The organism is Streptomyces sp. NPDC001933 (genome assembly GCF_042890955.1).
Lineage (GTDB): Bacteria > Actinomycetota > Actinomycetes > Streptomycetales > Streptomycetaceae > Streptomyces.
In genome coordinates, this window is record NZ_JBIASS010000009.1 from 248,628 (window position 1) to 265,894 (window position 17,267).

Consider the following 17,267-nt stretch of genomic DNA (forward strand, 5'->3'; position numbering starts at 1 on the left):
TGCCGATGGCGGCTGTATACGCGGCCACATGGGCAGAAGTCGTCTACCGGCGCTTCGACGGGACCGGCCGGAGCCTGGGCCAGCGGGCGAGCATGCGGCGCCGCATGTCCGTGCTGAGCCTGCTCAGGCCGGACAGGTCGGCGCGGTCGGCGGTCAGCCGGCCGACGACTCCGAGCCGGTGGACGAGGCGCTGCCGGGCGGTCGCGTTGCCCCACTTCCAGTTCCGGTCCGGGATCCGGGCCAGGTGGTCGGTTGTTCCCCGGTGGGCCTTCTCGACCAGCGCGTCGCCCCGCAGCAGCCAGCCCGCGCACGCGTCGGCGAGGTCGTCGTCGTGGAGTTCGGTGCCGGTCGCGGTGTGCCATGCCGTGCGGTAGGCGGTCTCGGCCCGGTCCAGCAGCGGGGCGGGGGCCTCGGTGACACACCAGCATGTCGGAAAGCCGATGCGCAGGTAGGCGAGCTCCATCAGTCCGCTGCCCAACGAGGCCTGTTCGAGGTCGATGAACCTGACCCCGCCGGCGGTGTGCAGGTCGTTGCCGGGGCACGGATCCCCGTGCAGAAGGGCATGCCCCGGGGCCCGGCCGAGCCGGTGCACGAGCTCGTCGAGCTCGCCGGACACACCGGGCGCGACAGTCGCGACGGGGACACCGAGCGCCTCGGCCAGCCCGAGGAAGGACTCGACGTCGGCCCCGTCCGGACCCTGCCAGCGGGGAAGTGATCCGGCGTCCTCGGGGCGGGCGACGGCATGCAGCCGGGCCAGTGCCGAGGCGTAGCCGACGATCCAGTCGCCGGACGGGCGCCGGTGGTCCAGTTGCTCCAGGACCATCACCCGCTCGCCCGGATCGATGCCCAGCAGGGCGGGCACCAGGGGTGCGTCGGACCGGGCGGCGAGCCGCAATGCGGTCAGCTCGCGGGCGTACCGCTCCTCGGCATCGGGACCGCCGACGATCTGTTTCACCACCACCGGTCCCCCGGCCAGCTTCACGCGCCACACACGTGAGCGCGGGCTGCTTTCCAGACGCCGGGAGCGCCCGGGAGCGCCCAGCTCTGCCCGTAATCCGTCCCCGAACGGGACTCGCGACCACATGGGGGCTCATCCTTCCACGCGGGGGGCGCGGCAGGCAGGCCCCCGGCAGGCGAAGTCACGCCCGGTGGTGATCGGCCGAACCGGCCAGCGAGGCGGCCTCCCATGCGAAGCCGTCCGGGTCGGTGAACGGGCCGGCGTCGCCGCCGATCAGGAGCCCGTGCGTTCCGGTGCCCTCGGGAGAGACGCCGAGGTCCTTGGCCAGGGCGCGGCGCCGGTACAACGCCAGCTTTACGGGACTCTCGCCGGTGACGGGACTCTCCCCGGCCGCGAACTCGACGTACACACGGCTGAAGCTCTTCGCCACGGCAAGGCCCCGGCCGGCGTAGAACCGCTTGCTCGCGATCACGTCCGCGACTCCGAGCAGGAGCACGATCTCGTCGATCTTCCGGGTGGCGGGGCCGGTGTCCTTCTTCGCCGAGGTCGCGATCTTCCAGATCGTCCCGTCCGGGGCCTGTACGACGCCGCCGTAGCCCCAGAGGGACTTCGCGGCAGGCTTCAGCGACGTGGCGCCCGCGTCGAGTGCGGCGTCGATGAAGCCGTTCACGTCGGCCGGCTGGGACACCGTGAGTGCGAGCGTGAATCCTCGGAAGCCGGTGGTGGGGGCCTCCGAGGCGCGCAGGCGGATCCGGGTGTCCAGGCCGAAGGCGGTGGCGTGGAAGCGGTCGGCGGCCGCGGGGTCGGCCACTTCAAGGGTCACGGTTTCGATGGTTGCCATGTCCCTCACGCTAGTTACGGCCCGGCGACCGGTGCTTCTCGATTCCTGATCGGTTCGGGCCGGGCCGCCGCCGGACGGCTCAGCGCACTTCCTGGATGCGCACCAGGTTGCCCGCGGGGTCGCGGAAGGCGCAGTCGCGGATGCCGTACGGCTGCTCGGTCGGTTCCTGGACGACCTCGGCTTCGGCGGCCCGCACCTGCTCGAAGGTGCCGTCGAGGTCGCGGGTGGCCAGCAGGATCCAGCCGTACGTGCCCTTGGCCATCATCTCGGCGATGGTGCGGCGCTCGTCCTCGGTGATCCCGGGGTCGGCGGCGGGCGGTGCCAGCAGGATGGAGGTGCTGGGCTGGTCGGCGGGACCGACCGTGATCCAGCGCATCTTGCCCTGGCCGACATCGCCGCGTACCTCGAAGCCGAGGACGTCGCGGTAGAAGACCAGGGACTCTTCCGGGTCGTCGTGCGGAAGGAAGCTCGTGTGAATGGAGATGTCCATAACGATCATGCTAAGGGCTGTCCCGTAATCCCTGGTGGGCGTGCGACGACAGTCACGGCACCTCGCCGCGTTGTCGGAACGCCCGAATACATCCAGTATTCGGGCGTCCCTCCGCCTTGCGATGCACCGCGTCTGACGCCGCACGCTGATCCACCAGGGATTACGGGACAGCCCTTAGGCGCGGCTCCGCGAACCGCACCTCGCGATTCCCGCCCGGCCCGGCCGCGCCGCTCACCCCCGGGCCGGAGCCTCAGCCCTTGGCCAGGGTGCGGTCGAGGAGGGGGAGCAGGCGGTCCCAGTGGCGTTGCAGTGCGGCGGGGTCGAAGGCAGCGGTGTCGGCCATGGTGAAGCCGTGGACGGTACCGGGGTAGATCTCGCAGGTGTGGGCGACGCCTGCGGCGTCCAGGGCCTGTTCGAACTCACTGATGGCCTCGGGCGTCATGTCGCCCTCGGCGAGTCCGAGGTGGACCTGGGCCTTGAGTCCGGGGACGAGGCGGTGCGGGCTGTCCGGCGCGTCGGTGACCAGGGCGCTGGGGTGGAATCCGGCGGCGGCGGCCACCCGGTCGGGGTGGGCCGCCGCGGTGCGCATCGCCAGGGCGGCACCCATGCAGTAGCCGATCGTGGCGACCGGTCCGACGCCGACCTCGGGGCGGTCGGCGAGGAACCCGAGGTAGGCGTCGGCGTCACGCAGGACGCGTTCGGGGGTGTGCTCCTCCATCAGGGGCTTCAGCCGGCTGAACACCGTGGGCCGGGCCTCTGCTCCGATGTGCTCGGGAAGTTCGACCACCGGTGCCGTGCCGTTCCGGTAGAAGACGTTGGGGACGAGCACGTAGTACCCGTGGCCGGCCAGTTCGCGGGCCATCTCCTCAAGCACCGGACGCACTCCGAAGATGTCCATGTACAGCAGCACTCCGGGGTGCTGCCCGCCACCATCGGGGTAGGCGGCGAACGCGTCGGCCTGGCCGTCTTCGGTGGGAATCTGCAGTGTCATGGTGGGCATGGGTACGAACCGTAGCAGCGGTGATCAGTCCGAACGCGGCTGCGCCCGGCCGTCTTTGGCGGTGGTGGCGCTCAGTGCGTACACCTTCTTGTCGTCGCTGCCGACGTACACGACCCCGTCGGGCCGAGCGGGCGTCCGCCGGGAAGTCCCCGAAACGCTCGGGGGCATGTAGGCCAGCGTGCCGATGACCTTGCTCGACTTGTGCGTGGACGCTCTGTACCGGGCGATCCCGAAGTCGAGGACCTTCACCCGGCCGCCCCGGGTGAGCATGAGGTTCGCCGGTTTCAGGTCCCGGTGCACCACCCCGGCGGGATGCGCGGCCTGTAACGCCTCGGCGGTCTGGGCCACCCAGTCCACGGCGGTGGCCACCTCGGGCAGACCGTCCTCGCGGAGCACTGTGTCCAGGTCCCGTCCGGCGAGGAACTCCATCACCAGATAGAAGGTGCCGTCGTCGGGGTCCTGCCCCAGGTCGAAGATCGTCACCATGCCCGCGTGGCTCAGACCGCCCGCGGTCCGCGCCTCGTGGAAGAACAGCTCCGCGCCGGAGGTGTCCCGCCGGTCGTGCGGCAGCAGCTTGACCGCGGCGCGGCGCTCGATCACACGGTCGTGCCCCTCCCAGACCTCCCCCATTCCTCCCCGGCCGATGAACGCGACCAACTCGTAGCGGCCAACCAGAACCCTCACAGCCGCCCCACCCCGCTCGGACACCCGCCACGCCACCCGCGTCGGGTTGGCCCCGCCCTCGCGGGACCGTGTCGAAGATCCCACGCCTGCGCCGCGCCCACCGGCAGCAGAACGGAATCGACTCGAACCCGAGATGCCCGGCACGGGTGCGCGGTCCTGCTCCCGCCCCGGACCCGCCCCGTGCCCACTGCCTGCCCACGGCTCGACCGCACCGCGTCCGATATTCATCCGGCATGCATAAGCGCAGGCAGGAGCGGTGCATGGGGTGCGCATGAGGGCATGCATGACCGCCCATCGGCGCATCGCCGCCGGGCGTTCCGTACCGCCTCCCCGAGGGCCCATGGTTGGTCCACGGCGCCCCGGACTCCCGGGGCCTGCCGCTCCACCACCCGTCGAAGGAGCAGTCACCCATGTCCGCAACCTCAACCTCTACCTCAGCCTCAACCTCTGCCTCTCCCCTGCGTGTCCGTGCCGCCGCCATCGGCCTGAGTGCCATGGCCCTGATGACCGTTGCCGCCGTCACCGCCCCGAGCGGTCAGGCCGCCCCCGCGGCCGGCGGCCGGCCGACCGCTGCCGCCGCCGTCACCACCTTGAAGTTCGTACGGAACTCCGCCGACCCGCAGAACTCCCGGCTGCTGGTGGTACGCAACAACAAGACGCAGGCCGTCTTCCGCGCCGGCTCCGGACTCGGCCGCAACCACGCCAAGGGGCGCGACGAATGCGCCTCGGCCAAGGGATGGCTGCCCGCGGGCACCTACACCGTCGGCTCCCGTCAGACCCGCTACAACGGCAACCTCATCAAGGGCTATGCCATCCCCCTGAGCAACAAGACGTGCAAGAACGGCCGGACCACGCGCACGGAACTCTTCATCCACAGCGAGATGACCCGTACCGGAGGGCAGGGCAGCACCGAGAGCCGGCGCTGGGACGGCGTGGGCGACTACAAGTCCGCGGGCTGCATCAAGCTCGCCCCGGAGGACATCAAGAAGCTGTTCCGCAACCTCGACCGGGGCGCGGCCCCCAAGCATCTCGTCGTCGTCTGACACCGGGGAGTGGGCGTGCTCCGGGCCTCGGCCCTGGGCGCGCCCACGGCTGTCAGCGCCCCGCCAGCTTCTCCTGCAGCCAGTCGAAGACGACATCGCAGTGCTGCTGCGGAGCCATCGGGGAGCAGTGCAGCTGTGCTCCGGTGGCCGCGGTGAGTCTCACGTAGTCCTTGGGGGACGTCAGCCTGTCGAACATCCGGCGCGGCTGTCCGGGATAGAACTGCTCGTACTCGTAGTCGAGGACCAGGGTCGGCATCGTGATGCGGTCCACGACACTCGTGAGCGTCAGTGACTCGATGCGTTTGGCGGGGGTGTAGAAGTCGGTGAAGACCTTGCCCTCGCGGGCGGCGAGCATCGCCGGTACGGAGAAGGGTTCGAAGCGTTTCTTCATCGTCGCCGCATCGGCCGCGGACAGTCCGGGGACGACCTCCTTGTTCCAGATGTCGTTGGTCTCGGCCTTGCCCGGGGCGAGGATCTTCCGGATCTCCGGCGGGAAGCCCAGCCAGGGTTCCAGGCATCCGGGCATCGCCACCAGAGCGGCGATCCGCTTCTCGAAGGCCGCGGCCCGGGGAGCCAGGTTGCCCGCCATGCTCAGCCCGGTCAGGGCGATCCGGTCGGGGTCCACGTCGGAACGGGCGACCAGCCAGTCGACGAGCGGGGTGACCACCGTCTCCCAGCGCGGCGTGAAGACCACACGGTTCACGAAGAGCAACTGCCCCTGGCCCGGCCCGTCGTACACGAGGGCGTTCCAGTCACGCTCCACCGCGGCCGAGACACCGTAGGCCCACATGTCGACGTTCTGCCCGTCGCTGCCGTTGGTGAGGATCACGGTGGGGCGCTGCCTGCCGGAGTCGTCGGGGCGGAAGAACCACACCGGCAGCGGGGTCTGCCCGTACGGAACGTCCGACGTCACCGGCGCCGGGTCGGACAGCTCGCAGAACGTGTCCCAGGCGCCGCGCCCCGACTTGTACAGCTGCTCCTCACCGGCGGGGGCGTCGGAGCCAAGTACGAAGAACAGCGCCTGGGCGTAGTACTGCGCGGCGCGCAGTGCACGGAAGCGCCTGGTCTGCCGGTCGGGCCGGCTGCCCTGGGGCGCCCCCATCAGCCGGTCGCCGAGCTTCTTGAAGGTCTCGACGTACGTCTGCGAGGAGAGGCCGGCCTTGTTGATCGTGTTCACGGCGGTGAGTACCTCGCCCACCTCGCTGCCGCCGAACCCCGCCCCGCCGAGCGCCCACAGGCCGTTGAAGTTGAACGCCGGGTCCTGGAAGAGCGTCATCGCGCCGGGCGTGGTGCCGGCCGGCGAACGGGTGGCCGATGCCGTGGGCGCGGGCGAGGGCCCTTGCGCGGAGGGGGCTCTGTTCGCGGGAGTGCAACCGGCGGCCAGTGCGGCCCCGCCCCAACCGACGAGCCCGGTGAGTCCGGTGAGCGCGGTGCGCCGGCTCGGCCGGGACTCCTCCTGCGATACGTACGTCATACCGGCGACCGTAGGAGCCGGGACGCCCGCACCGCCCCGCACGACACAGGCCGTTCCCCCGAACAGCCCGGACGCCCGTCCGCCGGGTGGGAAACGGTGGTTGCGCGGGCGTGATTCGGTCCGTGGTCCGCGCCGCCGCAGGTCCGCCGTGCAGGCCCTGCTGGAGGTGGAGGACCTGGAGGACGAGATGTTCCAGCACCGGGTCCCCCAGCACGTCTACCGTCTGGCACGGCTGCGCCGACGCGGGGCGCTCCTGCACCACGCGCTGCTGCCCTACCTCCAGGTGACGGACGAGATCTTCACACGCCGGATGATGAACCCCGGGTTCCCCGAGGAGCGCCAGAAGCTCGCCCGCGACTACCAGCACACGGCGAGGCTGGTGCTCACGGACATCGAGTCGCTGCAGAACTCCGCCCGCCGCGCCTTCGCCAGTTACTCCTCATACTCCTCACTGGTGTCGGGCGAACAGAACAGCGTGATCAACCGGCTGGCGATCGTGTCGACGATCTTTCTGCCGCTGACCTTCCTGCCCGGGTTCTTCGGCATGGACTTCAGCTACTTGACCGACGAGCTGGAGAGCAGGGACGTCTTCTGGCTGCTCGCCGTGGGACTGCAGGCGGTGTTCCTGCTCATCGCCCTCTACGCGCTGCACCGCACCCGCATCCGGCGGAAGCTGCGCGACGGCGAGGGCGTCGACGACCTGTGGCGCGATGTGCGCGCCCGGAACCACCGGGCATGGGCTCATCGCCGTGCGGGCCGCAGCGGTGCGACCGAGGCGAGGAAGCCGTCGAGCATGGCGATCTGTACATCCTCGGGGAAGCGGCCGGGGTCGAAGAGGGCCTGGACGACGAGCCCGTGGGTGAACGCGACCGCCGTGGCGGCGAGTTGCTCCGGGTCGGCGGCTTCGGGGACTTCGCCCAGGCCCCGCGCGGCCTCGAAGTGCGGACTGAGCGTCGAGCGCAGCCGGGTGTAGCGGCCGGCCTGGTCCGTGGCCAGCCCCTCGTCGGCGAGGGCCAGATCCCAGGAGCTGACCCAGATGCGGTTGCGGGCGGTGTCGCCCGGGGTCAGCGGCAGGATGTCCAGCAGCATGGCCCGCACGGTGGCCAGGCCCTCGGCCGGACGCTCGCGGCGCGGACGTTCCGCGGTGCGCTTCTCCAGCAGGTCCAGGGCATGCGCGATCAAGGCCCGCTTGGTCGGGAAGTAGTGCATGAGCATCCCGGTCGAGACGCCCATCGCGGCTGCGACGGCACGCAGCGTCAGCCCGCCGAACCCCTTGTCGGCGAGTACGTCCCACACCGCCCGGGACACATCGTCGCGGCGTGCTTCACGGTCTCCGGGTGCGGGCGGCATGCTGCTACCTTACGTACCGAACGCTTGTTACGTACCCAGGGACGAGGTATCCGTGTTCACACTGCCGCTCGGCGACACCGCTCGACTCCGCCCTCTGGAGCCCTGGCACGCGCCGGAGTTCCTCGCCCACATCGACCGCGCACGGCCCCATGTGGACCCCTGGATACCCTGGGCGACCTTCAGCACGGACCGCGCCTCCGCCACCGCCGTCCTCCAGCGTTACGCCGACAAGCAGGCCCAGGACGCCGCCCGGATCTACGGGATCTGGCTGGACGGCACGCTGGTCGGCGGCGTCATGTTCACGCGCTTCGACAGCGCCTCCGGAGTGTGCGAGGTCGGCTGCTGGCTGGAGGCCGCCGGGGAGGGCCGGGGGCTGGTGACCCGGGCGTGCAAGGCGTTGATCGACTGGGCTTTCGCGGAGCGCGGGATGAGCCGGGTCGAATGGTGGGTCGCGGCGGGCAACACCCGGAGCGTCGAAGTCGCGCGCCGTCTCGGGATGACCCGTGACGGGGTGCTGCGCAAGCACACCGAGTACCGGGGCGAGCGGCGCGACATCGAGGTCTGGTCGGTCCTCTCCGAGGAGTGGCCCTCACAGGAAGCCGGGGCCGAACCCGCAGCCGAAGGCTCGTCCGACGTCAAGGCCGAACTTGACCGGCTGATGCACGCCTTCCTCGGCGCGTTCACCAACACCGGCGGCAGCCGGCCGAACCTCGATGCCGTCCGTGAGGTGTTCATCCCGCAGGCGACGATCATCGCGAACACCGGTGGCGCCGCGGGCGTCGGGGCCGAGCCGGTGGTCTACGACCTCGACTCCTTCATCGGCCCCCGGGAGAAAATGCTCACCGACGGGACGCTGACCGAGTTCTCCGAATGGGAGGTCGCCGAGCGGACCGAAATCCTCGGGTCCATCGCGCACCGGTCCAGCGAATACCGGAAGTCCGGAATCCGCGACGGCGAGCGATTCGAGGGATCCGGCCGCAAGACGGTCCAGTTCGTACGGACGCCCACCGGCTGGCGGATGAGCTCGATGGCCTGGGAAGACATGTAGGTGCTTCGAAGCCATGGGCCCGGCCCCCTGGACGCTCCACCCGGGGTGTCCGGATCACACGGCGGGGAGCGCGTAGATCCGCTTCCCGTGCATCACTGCCAGCCGGTCGCCCCCCGCCACCACGTACCACTGCTGGATGTCGCCGGTCCTGTCGTTGTAGGTCCAGCGCAGTTTCCCGGTCGCCACGTCGAAGGCGTGCACGCCGCCGTCCTTGTCGAACTCGGTCGCGCCGTACAGGGTGCCCTTCACCTTGGCGAACTGCCACGCCTGCGTCGCCGATTCCCGCAGGTCCTCGTTGTGCCAGATCTGCTTGCCCGTACCGGGATCCACCGCCCACAGGCCGCGCGCGCTGTCGGCCGCGTAGAGCACCCCGTCCAGGACGTGCGGGTCGTTGAACGAGCTGAACTCCTCCGTCCGCAGCGACCAGCGTTCCTTTCCCCCGGCCAGTTCGAAGGCCCGCAGCCGCCGGCCGTCCGCCACGATCACCAGATCCTTGTGCATGGCGAAGTGGCGGTTGTTGGACCGGCTGATCTTCTTCGTCCACACCTGCCGGCCGGTCGCCGTGTCGCGGACGGTCACGTTCTCCCGGTAGTCCGTGTAGACCAGGCGCCCGTCGACGGCCGCGGCGGTGATGCCGAACTCCTCGGTCCCCGCGTCGCGCTGCTCGCGCCAGGCGATCCTGCCGGACGTCGTGTCGATCGCGGCGATCACGTTGTTCGGCGTCGTGAAGTCCTTCTCCAGGATGCCGGCGATCACGTACACATGGCGGTCGTCGGCCGCGATCGGGCGTGGCTGCTCGAACTGCTTGCCCAGGCGGCTGCGCCAGGTCTCCTTGCCGGTCGCCGGATCCAGTCCCACCACGTCGCCGTCGTACTCGGCGCCGGCGAGGTAGAGCGTGCCGCCGCCGAGGATGAGCTTGGCACCGGGTGTGGTGACGCCGCGGCGCGACCACTTCTCCTTGCCGGTGGCCATGTCCCGTCCCACCAGCGGGTCGCCCGACACCAGAGCCACGTTCCCGATCACCGCGAGCGCCTCGTTGCCGGACAGGCTGGTGTTCGCGGCAGCCGCCCGCCACAGCGGCTCGGGCGCGGTGCCCGGCGGCGGGGTGGTGAAAGTGTCACCGCTCCTGCCCCCGCCCGGCTTCGAACCCCCGCCCGAGGCATCCGCTTCCTCCTCGGGACCGCACCCCACGACACCGGCCCCGAACACGGCCAGCCCCAGCCCGGTCCCGGCCAGCCCGAGTATCCGCCTGCGTGACACCACGTGCCCGTCACGACCGCCCATGTCTGTTCCCACTTCCGTCCGGCTGTTCCGACGTCCCCCAGGGACCCCTTGAGCGCCGCCAGGCTAACCATCGATTTCCGGCCGACCGACGGATGGCACACAGCCGGGACACAGCCGTGAAGGTCCCGTCACAGGGCAACCGTCGCACCACCGGCACCACCCGCACCGGGGGCCCCGAAGCGGGCCAGGCAGTGCCACACCTTCTTGACCGCCTGGGGGTCGTGGCGGCCGTCGCGTGCCGCGTCCCCGACGATGCGGGGATCGAGTACGCCGCCGACGGCGATCCGCGTGCCCAGCTCGACGTACTCCTGCCCCCGGTAGCCGGGGTGCAGGCGAAGCGTCTCGACCCCGAGGCGGAATCCCGGGTGCCACTCGACGGGGCAGCCCAGACGCCGTGCCGCGGCCTCGACAGCCGTGCCTCGGTAGCACGGGTCCAGAACCAGCGCCTCCACATGACGGTCCAGCAGAACCGGTCCGTGCACCTGGGCCTCGACGTAGTCGTCGAGCTCGTCCTGGCTGTCGGCCAGGGCAAGGGCCACGAGCCCCATGCGGGCCGCGACACCGAAGTCCGAGGGGTCGAGGAAGCTGTCCGGGTAGCAGAACGTGGTGCGCGCCAGGGTCCGTGCGGTCAGCCGGAAGTGGGCGGAGCCGAACCGCGGCGCACCTCCGACCGGCTTGCGGCGGAAGTTCAGCGCCCCGTAGACGGGTCGCTCATGAGCGGACACCGCGTCGTACGCCCCACCGAAGATCCGGCTCTCCCAGCGCCACCGGTCCCCGCCGGGATGCGCGGTCAGTCCGCCGTTGCTGGTCCCCGTGACGAACTGGGAGCGGTAGACACCGTCTTCGGCCAGGGCTTCGAGGATCGGCTTGCCCTGCAGCAGGCGGTCCGGGTGGAAGTTGAGGGTCACCCGCAGCGCCGGGTCCAGCGCAGGACCCGACGCAAACCCGGCGACGTGGCGGATGGCCATGGCCTGCGGTGTCCGGGACGCGTCGGAGATCATCCGTGCAGTGTGCCCCGGGCCGCTCGACCGGCACACCCGGATTCCCGCCGGCCGCGGTCCGTCGCGGCCGGCACGGCGCTCAGACCAGGGACTTCCCGGTCTCGACGACGACCCCGTAGAGGTCGGAGATCGTGGCGAGCGCGCTGCGATGGATCTGGTCGGCGGTCAGCTCGGTGCCCAGCGAACGCAGCGGGCGCGTCGCGCAGGCGTCGGCGACCACGGTGGGCCGGTTTCCCCGCAGGAACGCGCCCTCGGTCGTGAACGTCACGCACATGTGCGTCATGAAGCCCGCGACGATGACGTCCTTGTTGCCGGCGGCGTCGACGTGCTCGGCCAGGTCGGTGTCGACGAAGGCGTTCGGGGCCTTCTTCACGACGACGGGCTCGCCCTCGATGGGCGCCACGCCCGGGTGGATCCGGCCGATCTCCGCACGGATGTCGTACGGGGTGCCCTCGCCGCCGTCGTTGATGACGTGAATGACCTTCGTGCCCGCCTCGCGGGCCCGGCCCAGCAGCGCGGCGGCCGAGTCGAGCGCGGCCTGCCAGCCCTCCAGCTCCATCACGCCACCGACATAGGTGTTCTGGTAGTCGACCAGGATCAGGGTCGAATCGGCGAGCGACGCGGGCGTCTCGTCGAAGCCGTTGAGTTCGCGCAGAGTCGTCGTAGCCATGGAATTACCGCCTCGGGTCTTGTGCCGTATCGCGTGCCGCGCACCGGGCCAGGATCTGTCGCCCACCGACGCGGTGAGCCGACTCCAGAACGCTACGGTCGGCCGGAGCATGTCGGCAATGCCATCTAACATGCAGATACCGACATCGCGGTGTCCGGCCGGCCGGACACGGACCCCATGAACGCGGAGACCCCATGAACGCCGTCGAACGGCTCGTCGTCATCGTCCTCTTCGAAGGTGTCGACCTGCTCGACGTCACCGGACCGCCGGAGGTGTTCGCCCTCCTGCGGCGCGAGACGGACGACGAGGCGGGCTACACCGTCGTCCTCGCCGCCGAGACCATGGACCCCGTCACCACCTCCGCCGGCGTGCGCATCCTCCCCGACGCCACGTTCCACGAGGTGTCCACGAGGAGCATCGACACCCTCCTGGTGCCCGGGTCGGTCGAGGTCGACGGCCGGCGCCGGGTGCACGCCCTCACCGACCCCGCCGTGGTCGGCTGGGTGAAGACACTCGCCGCCAGGACGCGGAGGGTCACCTCCGTCTGCGTCGGAGCACATATCCTCGCCGCCGCCGGGCTGCTCGACGGCAAGCGCGCCACCACCCACTGGTCGACCGCGCAACAACTCGCCGCCGACCACCCCGAGGTCGAGGTCGACGCGGACCCGATCTTCATCCGCGAGGGCGACGTGTGGACCGGCGCGGGCATCAGCGCCTGTCTCGACCTGTCGCTCGCCCTCGTCGCCGACGACTTCGGCGAGACCGTCGCGCTGCGCGTCGCCCGGCAGCTCGTGATGTATCTGAAGCGGCCGAGCGGACAGAGCCAGTTCAGCGTTCCCCTCGAACCCGTCTCCACGACACGCCGCATCGAGGACCTCCGCCACCACGTCATGGGCAATATCGGCGCACCGCTCACCGTCGCGGACCTCGCCGCGTTCGCCCATGTCGGCGAGCGGCAGCTCACCCGGATCTTCAAGGCCGAGCTCGGCATGACGCCGAGTGCGTACGTCGAGTCGGTCCGCGTCGAAAGGGCGCGCAACCAGCTCGAATCCACCGACGCCACCCTCGAACGCATCGCGTCCACCTGCGGGTTCGGCACGACCGACACCCTCATCCGGGCGTTCCGCCGGACGCTGGACACCACACCGACGGAGTACCGGCTCCGGTTCCGGGCCGGCTCCGACGGCCTGTCACCACGGGGCGGCCGACGACGCAGGAGCTGAGAGCCGTCCCATACAGCCCGTACAGGTTGACGTGCGTGGTGGGGGCGGGCAGCCGTATGCGGCTCCTCCTCCGCCCCGGCTCTCACACCCCGGCTCTCACACCTCGGTCGAGCGGCCCACGTCCGGGCCCGTCCCCGTCACCGCGCGCAGGGCCAGCTCCCGGCTCTTGCGTACGTGGAGGAGGGTGATCGCCGCCGCCGCGTCGGCGTCTCCCGCGGCGATGCGTTCGTACATCTCACCGTGTTGGGCGCGCATGGGGGCGGGTTCCGTGTTCAGGCCGAAGAGCAGTCGCAGCTGACCGTTCAGCCGCTGCATGAGCTGGGCCAGCAGCGGGTTGTCGGCGAGGGCCACGATCCCTTCGTGGAAGGCGGTCCCGGCTCCGTTCTCCCGGGTCCGGTCCCCGGCCGAGGCGGCCGCCTCCGCCCGTTCCAGTACGGCCCGCAGCTCCGCCAGGGCGCCGTGCTCACCCGGTACGGACAGGGCCACGCGGCGGGCGGCGAGGCGGGACGCCTGGATGGCCAGCGGCTCCCACACGTCGTACAGGTACTCGACGTCGGCGCGCTCCAGCCGGCGCACCCGTACGCCGCTGTGCGGCAACAGGTCGAGCAGCCCTTCCTCCACCAGGGCCCGCAGTGCCTCGCGCACCGGCACCCGCGACATCTGGAGGTCCTGGGCGATCTCGCGCTCCACCACCCGGGTGCCCTGGGCGTAGCTGCCGTCGATGATGCGGTCCCTGACGGCCTGGCGCGCGACCTCGCTCAGCGGGGTGCGCGTCGCCGGGGCGGACGGCTGTTCTCCGTCGCCCTTCCGGCCGGTGCCTGCCGTCACGTGTGCCGTCCTCCTTGTGCCTTCCCGGCCTGTCCCGGCGCCCGAGCCTGGTCTCCGGGGCGTCCCGTCACCTTATGCGTACGCTGGGGCGACGGGACTCCACCGGGGTCACCCGGTCCGGGCTCGGGAGCCGAGAACCGGCACCTGTCAGGCCGGTCGGCCGTCAGACCAGTCGGCCGTCGCGGGCGACCACGCGTCCGCCGTGCACCACCATGTCGCGCGCGGGCATGTCCACCACGACCTGCGGCAGGCACTCGGCGTGGAGCAGGACGAAGTCGGCCGGCGAGCCCGGGGAGAGGTCGGCGCGGGGCAGCCGCATGACATCGGCACCGCCGTGCGCGCCGGCTTCGTAACAGGCGGACAGTTCCTTGTCGAGGCGGACGTCCGTGACCCAGCCGAGCAGGTGCGTCCGGTGGAACATGTCCGCGTTGCCGAAGGGGCTCCAGGAGTCACGCACGCCGTCCGAGCCGAGCCCGACCCGTACGCCGTGCTCGCGCAGCTTCTCGATCGGCAGGACCAGCGACGCGCTCGGCGCCACGGTGGTCAGGGCGATGTCCAGATCGCTCAGGTCCGCGGCGGTCTTCGCCAGTTCGGCGTCGGAGAGGCCGGGCAGGCAGAAGACATGACTGACGGTCACCTTGCCCTTGAGGGACAGGGCCCGGGTGCGGTCGATGATGGCGCGCAGCACCGTCGTGCCGTTCACACCCCGGTCGTGGAGGTGGATGTCGACGCCGACGCCGTACCGGTCCGCGAGACCGAAGAGCAGGTCCAGCTGCTCGTCCATGGCGTGGTCGAAGCTGATCGGGTCGAGTCCGCCGACCATGTCGATGAGTCCGCTGCGGGCGGCATCCCTGAGCAGTTCCGCGGTGCCGGGGGTGCGGATGACGCCGTGCTGCGGGAAGGCCACGATCTGTACGTCGAGCGCGTGCTTGAGCCGCTCGCGCGCCTGCCCCACGCCTTCCACGGAGGCCAGGCCGTAGGCCGGGGCGATGTCGGCGTGCGCCCGCATGGCGCGCGTGCCGCGGGTCACGGCGTGCGACATGAGCGCGTACGCGCGCTCGGACACCGGTCGGCGCTGGCTGCGGAACAACTCCGCGTCCTGCTGGGCGAGTTCGGCGATGGTGTCGGCCGGCTTGCGTGACACCCATTCACCGCCCCACGTCGTCTTGTCGGGGTGGATGTGCGCGTCGACCAGGGACGGCAGGGCGATGCGCCCGCCGCCGTCGATCACCTTGGCGCCCCGGGGCGCCGGGTCGCGCGTGATGCGGCCGTCGACGACCGTGAGGTCCACCGGCTTCGCGGCACCCATGGGCCGCACGTCGCGGAAGACCACCGCGTTGCGGGGCTCACGGCGTGAATCGCCGCGGGAGTCGGCCACCGCGGGCGAGATACCGGCGGACATGGCGACACCGGCACCCGCCAGGGATGCGGCGCCCGCGAGGACACCGCGTCGGGACGGCGTGGAGGGAGGGGGCGTCATGGGACTCCTTCGGCTTGACGCGGGATGCAAACGGAAACCAGTTTGTATACCAACACGGCGGGCCGAGCAAGGCTCCCGTGAGTTCATCGCAGCATTCGTCCGGAATTCCCCCAATGAATCTCTCGCTGTACAGGTGTTGGTATACGAATATTTCGTCCATCAAGTGCGCATCGAGCCGGGAGCACACCGACTGCCACTGCGCCTGGACCGGTCAGGGCGTCATCGACCGGTCCAGGTGCTCGTTGACCGGTCACGGTCAGGGCGCCGTGGAGCGGCTGATCGAGTTGGTTTCGCGTACGGCATCGGCGATGGCCAGAAAGTCCTTTCTCAGGATCGCACCATGGTTGCTGGCGACCTTCGCACTGATCCTGATGTTCGGGTTGCGGGCGGTCACCCCGTCGAGGCTGGCCCGAATCCGCTCCTGTTCGTCACCGCGGCTTCCCAGCGACGTCCCCGAAGCGACCACGTACCGCACCGGAACGGTGATGCCGTCCAGCACGGGGCCCAGCTCGCGCTCGCGGGAGAGCCTGCCGAGTTCGATGTTGCTGTCCGCCTGCTGCTCGGCGGTCATCCGCGGGGTCAGGCCCGTCGGGCGCAGCAGCGGTGTGAACCAGCCCATCCGCCGGAACAGCTTCCGGATCCGCTGCTCCATGGCCTCGTCGAGCCAGTCGTGCGGGAAGGCGCCGTCGACCAGGACCGCGCCCAGGGCGCGGTCCGGATTCCGGCCGGCCCAGTGCGCCGCGACGAACGCTCCGTAGGACCAGCCCACCACCAGCGCCCGGTCCACTCCCCTGGCCGCGAGAACGGCGTCGACGTCCCTCACGGCGGCGGCGAAGGAGTAGTCCGCCGAACGCCTCGATTTCCTGCCGCGGGCCCGCTCGTCGTAGGTGATGTGCCGCCACCCCGTGCCCAGCTCGGCGATGGTCCGCCGCCAGTAACCCTGAGTGGCGAACTGACCGTTGAGGTAGAGCACGGGGATTCCGGGACCGCCGGTGTCGGTGACGGCCAGGGCCGTGTCGTCCACCGGCACCATGCCGGTCCAGGCGGACTGCTCGATGGTGGTCATGGTTCCTCTTTCTCCGGGCTGGAAGTGGATCGGGAACGGTGCTTTCAGAGGCTGCGGGCGTCGATGTTGCCGTGGTCGGTGGTCGCGTGGATGCTCAGGCCGGCGTCGCCGTCGGTGTTCTTGAGCGCGTTGTGGATCCGGCCGTAGCCGGTGCCGGCGTCCAGGGAGGCGGAGACCCCGGCGGCGGCTCCGACCGACACGTCGCCCATCTGCGTGCGCAGCACGACCGCGCCGCGCACGGCTTCGGCAATCCGGATGTCACCGCGTCCGGTGCTGATCTCCGCCGGGCCGCCCAGACGGCCGATCGACACGTCGCCACCGGAGGTGGTGACGCGGACGCCCGCGGCCTCGTCGACCTTGATCACGCCCTGCGCGCCCTCGAAGGCGACGTCGCCGAACCGTCCGACGCCCCGGAACTCGGCGCAGGACGACTTCACCTCGACCCGGGATCCGGCCGGCAGCTGGACGGTGACCTCGATGGATCCGGAGGGGCCGAAGTACTGGTTCTTCGCCGCCGGGGCGCCGATCCGCAGCACGCCGTCGGCGTAGGCGACCTCGGCCTGCTCCGCCGCCTTCACGTCGCGGCTCTTCGAGGCGTTCGCCGGCAGGACCTCGACGGTGGTGTCGGTCCGGTCGGCGGCGATGAACTGCACGCGCCCGGCGGGGATGTCCAGGACGGCGGAGATCGGGGTGGCGGTGTCGAAGTTCTGCATCGTGCTCTCCTTTTGCGTTCGTCGTTTCTGACATCGCAAACGCTACGTTGCGTTCGAGGATCGAGCAACATTTGTATTGCACTCGATGAGTATCAATGCAGGTGAGAGGCCAAT

The 17,267-nt window shown here is 70.6% G+C and carries 17 protein-coding genes and 1 pseudogene; 4 read left to right on the forward strand and 14 right to left on the reverse strand.

Annotation, left to right across the window (positions count from 1 at the left end; all coding sequences use genetic code 11):
* Positions 1-43: 43 nt before the first annotated feature.
* The 5 genes from ACFYY7_RS23420 to ACFYY7_RS23440 all read right to left on the reverse strand — a co-directional run bounded on the left by ACFYY7_RS23420 (position 44) and on the right by ACFYY7_RS23440 (position 3,973).
* On the reverse strand, positions 44-1,084 hold the full coding sequence (locus ACFYY7_RS23420) for an aminoglycoside phosphotransferase family protein (protein ID WP_388664115.1): 1,041 nt from the start codon (positions 1,082-1,084) through the stop codon (positions 44-46).
* 55 nt (positions 1,085-1,139) lie between these two features.
* The gene (locus ACFYY7_RS23425; RefSeq protein ID WP_388664117.1) at positions 1,140-1,799 is read right to left on the reverse strand and encodes a glyoxalase; all 660 of its coding nucleotides are present in this window, start codon (positions 1,797-1,799) and stop codon (positions 1,140-1,142) included.
* A 79-nt stretch (positions 1,800-1,878) separates the two neighbouring features.
* The gene (locus ACFYY7_RS23430) at positions 1,879-2,289 is read right to left on the reverse strand and encodes a VOC family protein (RefSeq protein ID WP_388664119.1); all 411 of its coding nucleotides are present in this window, start codon (positions 2,287-2,289) and stop codon (positions 1,879-1,881) included.
* Between the two features lie 250 nt (positions 2,290-2,539).
* On the reverse strand, positions 2,540-3,289 hold the full coding sequence (locus ACFYY7_RS23435; RefSeq protein WP_388664121.1) for a dienelactone hydrolase family protein: 750 nt from the start codon (positions 3,287-3,289) through the stop codon (positions 2,540-2,542).
* A 24-nt stretch (positions 3,290-3,313) separates the two neighbouring features.
* Positions 3,314-3,973 (reverse strand): protein kinase, encoded by a 660-nt coding sequence (locus ACFYY7_RS23440; protein WP_388664123.1) that lies wholly within the window; start codon positions 3,971-3,973, stop codon positions 3,314-3,316.
* A gap of 503 nt (positions 3,974-4,476) precedes the next feature.
* On the opposite strand from ACFYY7_RS23440, the gene ACFYY7_RS23445 reads away from it, so the two are divergent.
* The gene (locus ACFYY7_RS23445) at positions 4,477-5,016 is read left to right on the forward strand and encodes a L,D-transpeptidase family protein (RefSeq protein WP_388664125.1); all 540 of its coding nucleotides are present in this window, start codon (positions 4,477-4,479) and stop codon (positions 5,014-5,016) included.
* A 52-nt stretch (positions 5,017-5,068) separates the two neighbouring features.
* Here ACFYY7_RS23445 and ACFYY7_RS23450 read toward each other — a convergent pair whose 3' ends face one another.
* Complete coding sequence (locus tag ACFYY7_RS23450; RefSeq protein ID WP_388664127.1) at positions 5,069-6,490, reverse strand: alpha/beta hydrolase family protein; 1,422 nt, start codon at positions 6,488-6,490, stop codon at positions 5,069-5,071.
* A 166-nt stretch (positions 6,491-6,656) separates the two neighbouring features.
* Here ACFYY7_RS23450 and ACFYY7_RS23455 point away from each other — a divergent pair.
* A pseudogene (locus ACFYY7_RS23455) lies at positions 6,657-7,130 on the forward strand (CorA family divalent cation transporter); the annotation flags it as partial.
* A 101-nt stretch (positions 7,131-7,231) separates the two neighbouring features.
* Here the strand turns inward: ACFYY7_RS23455 and ACFYY7_RS23460 are convergent.
* On the reverse strand, positions 7,232-7,840 hold the full coding sequence (locus ACFYY7_RS23460) for a TetR/AcrR family transcriptional regulator (RefSeq protein ID WP_388664129.1): 609 nt from the start codon (positions 7,838-7,840) through the stop codon (positions 7,232-7,234).
* A 52-nt stretch (positions 7,841-7,892) separates the two neighbouring features.
* On the opposite strand from ACFYY7_RS23460, the gene ACFYY7_RS23465 reads away from it, so the two are divergent.
* Entirely contained in the window at positions 7,893-8,888 is a 996-nt protein-coding gene (locus ACFYY7_RS23465) for a GNAT family N-acetyltransferase (protein WP_388664130.1), read from the forward strand.
* 54 nt (positions 8,889-8,942) lie between these two features.
* Here ACFYY7_RS23465 and ACFYY7_RS23470 read toward each other — a convergent pair whose 3' ends face one another.
* The 3 genes from ACFYY7_RS23470 to ACFYY7_RS23480 form a co-directional block, all read right to left on the reverse strand.
* Positions 8,943-10,172 (reverse strand): PQQ-binding-like beta-propeller repeat protein, encoded by a 1,230-nt coding sequence (locus ACFYY7_RS23470; protein ID WP_388664132.1) that lies wholly within the window; start codon positions 10,170-10,172, stop codon positions 8,943-8,945.
* A gap of 128 nt (positions 10,173-10,300) precedes the next feature.
* Positions 10,301-11,140: a DUF3626 domain-containing protein gene (locus ACFYY7_RS23475; protein WP_388664226.1), complete on the reverse strand. Its 840-nt coding sequence runs from the start codon at positions 11,138-11,140 to the stop codon at positions 10,301-10,303.
* A 112-nt stretch (positions 11,141-11,252) separates the two neighbouring features.
* Positions 11,253-11,843: a cysteine hydrolase family protein gene (locus ACFYY7_RS23480; protein WP_388664134.1), complete on the reverse strand. Its 591-nt coding sequence runs from the start codon at positions 11,841-11,843 to the stop codon at positions 11,253-11,255.
* A gap of 194 nt (positions 11,844-12,037) precedes the next feature.
* Between ACFYY7_RS23480 and ACFYY7_RS23485 the strand changes: the two genes are divergently transcribed.
* Entirely contained in the window at positions 12,038-13,066 is a 1,029-nt protein-coding gene (locus ACFYY7_RS23485; protein WP_388664136.1) for a GlxA family transcriptional regulator, read from the forward strand.
* Between the two features lie 96 nt (positions 13,067-13,162).
* Here ACFYY7_RS23485 and ACFYY7_RS23490 read toward each other — a convergent pair whose 3' ends face one another.
* From ACFYY7_RS23490 to ACFYY7_RS23505, 4 genes are all read right to left on the reverse strand, one after another.
* The gene (locus ACFYY7_RS23490) at positions 13,163-13,894 is read right to left on the reverse strand and encodes a GntR family transcriptional regulator (RefSeq protein ID WP_388664138.1); all 732 of its coding nucleotides are present in this window, start codon (positions 13,892-13,894) and stop codon (positions 13,163-13,165) included.
* A 163-nt stretch (positions 13,895-14,057) separates the two neighbouring features.
* The gene (locus ACFYY7_RS23495) at positions 14,058-15,374 is read right to left on the reverse strand and encodes an amidohydrolase family protein (RefSeq protein WP_388664140.1); all 1,317 of its coding nucleotides are present in this window, start codon (positions 15,372-15,374) and stop codon (positions 14,058-14,060) included.
* A 256-nt stretch (positions 15,375-15,630) separates the two neighbouring features.
* On the reverse strand, positions 15,631-16,440 hold the full coding sequence (locus ACFYY7_RS23500) for an alpha/beta fold hydrolase (protein WP_388664142.1): 810 nt from the start codon (positions 16,438-16,440) through the stop codon (positions 15,631-15,633).
* A gap of 44 nt (positions 16,441-16,484) precedes the next feature.
* Positions 16,485-17,153, reverse strand: coding sequence for a DUF4097 family beta strand repeat-containing protein (locus ACFYY7_RS23505; protein ID WP_388664143.1), 669 nt, complete (start codon positions 17,151-17,153; stop codon positions 16,485-16,487).
* Positions 17,154-17,267: the final 114 nt, after the last annotated feature.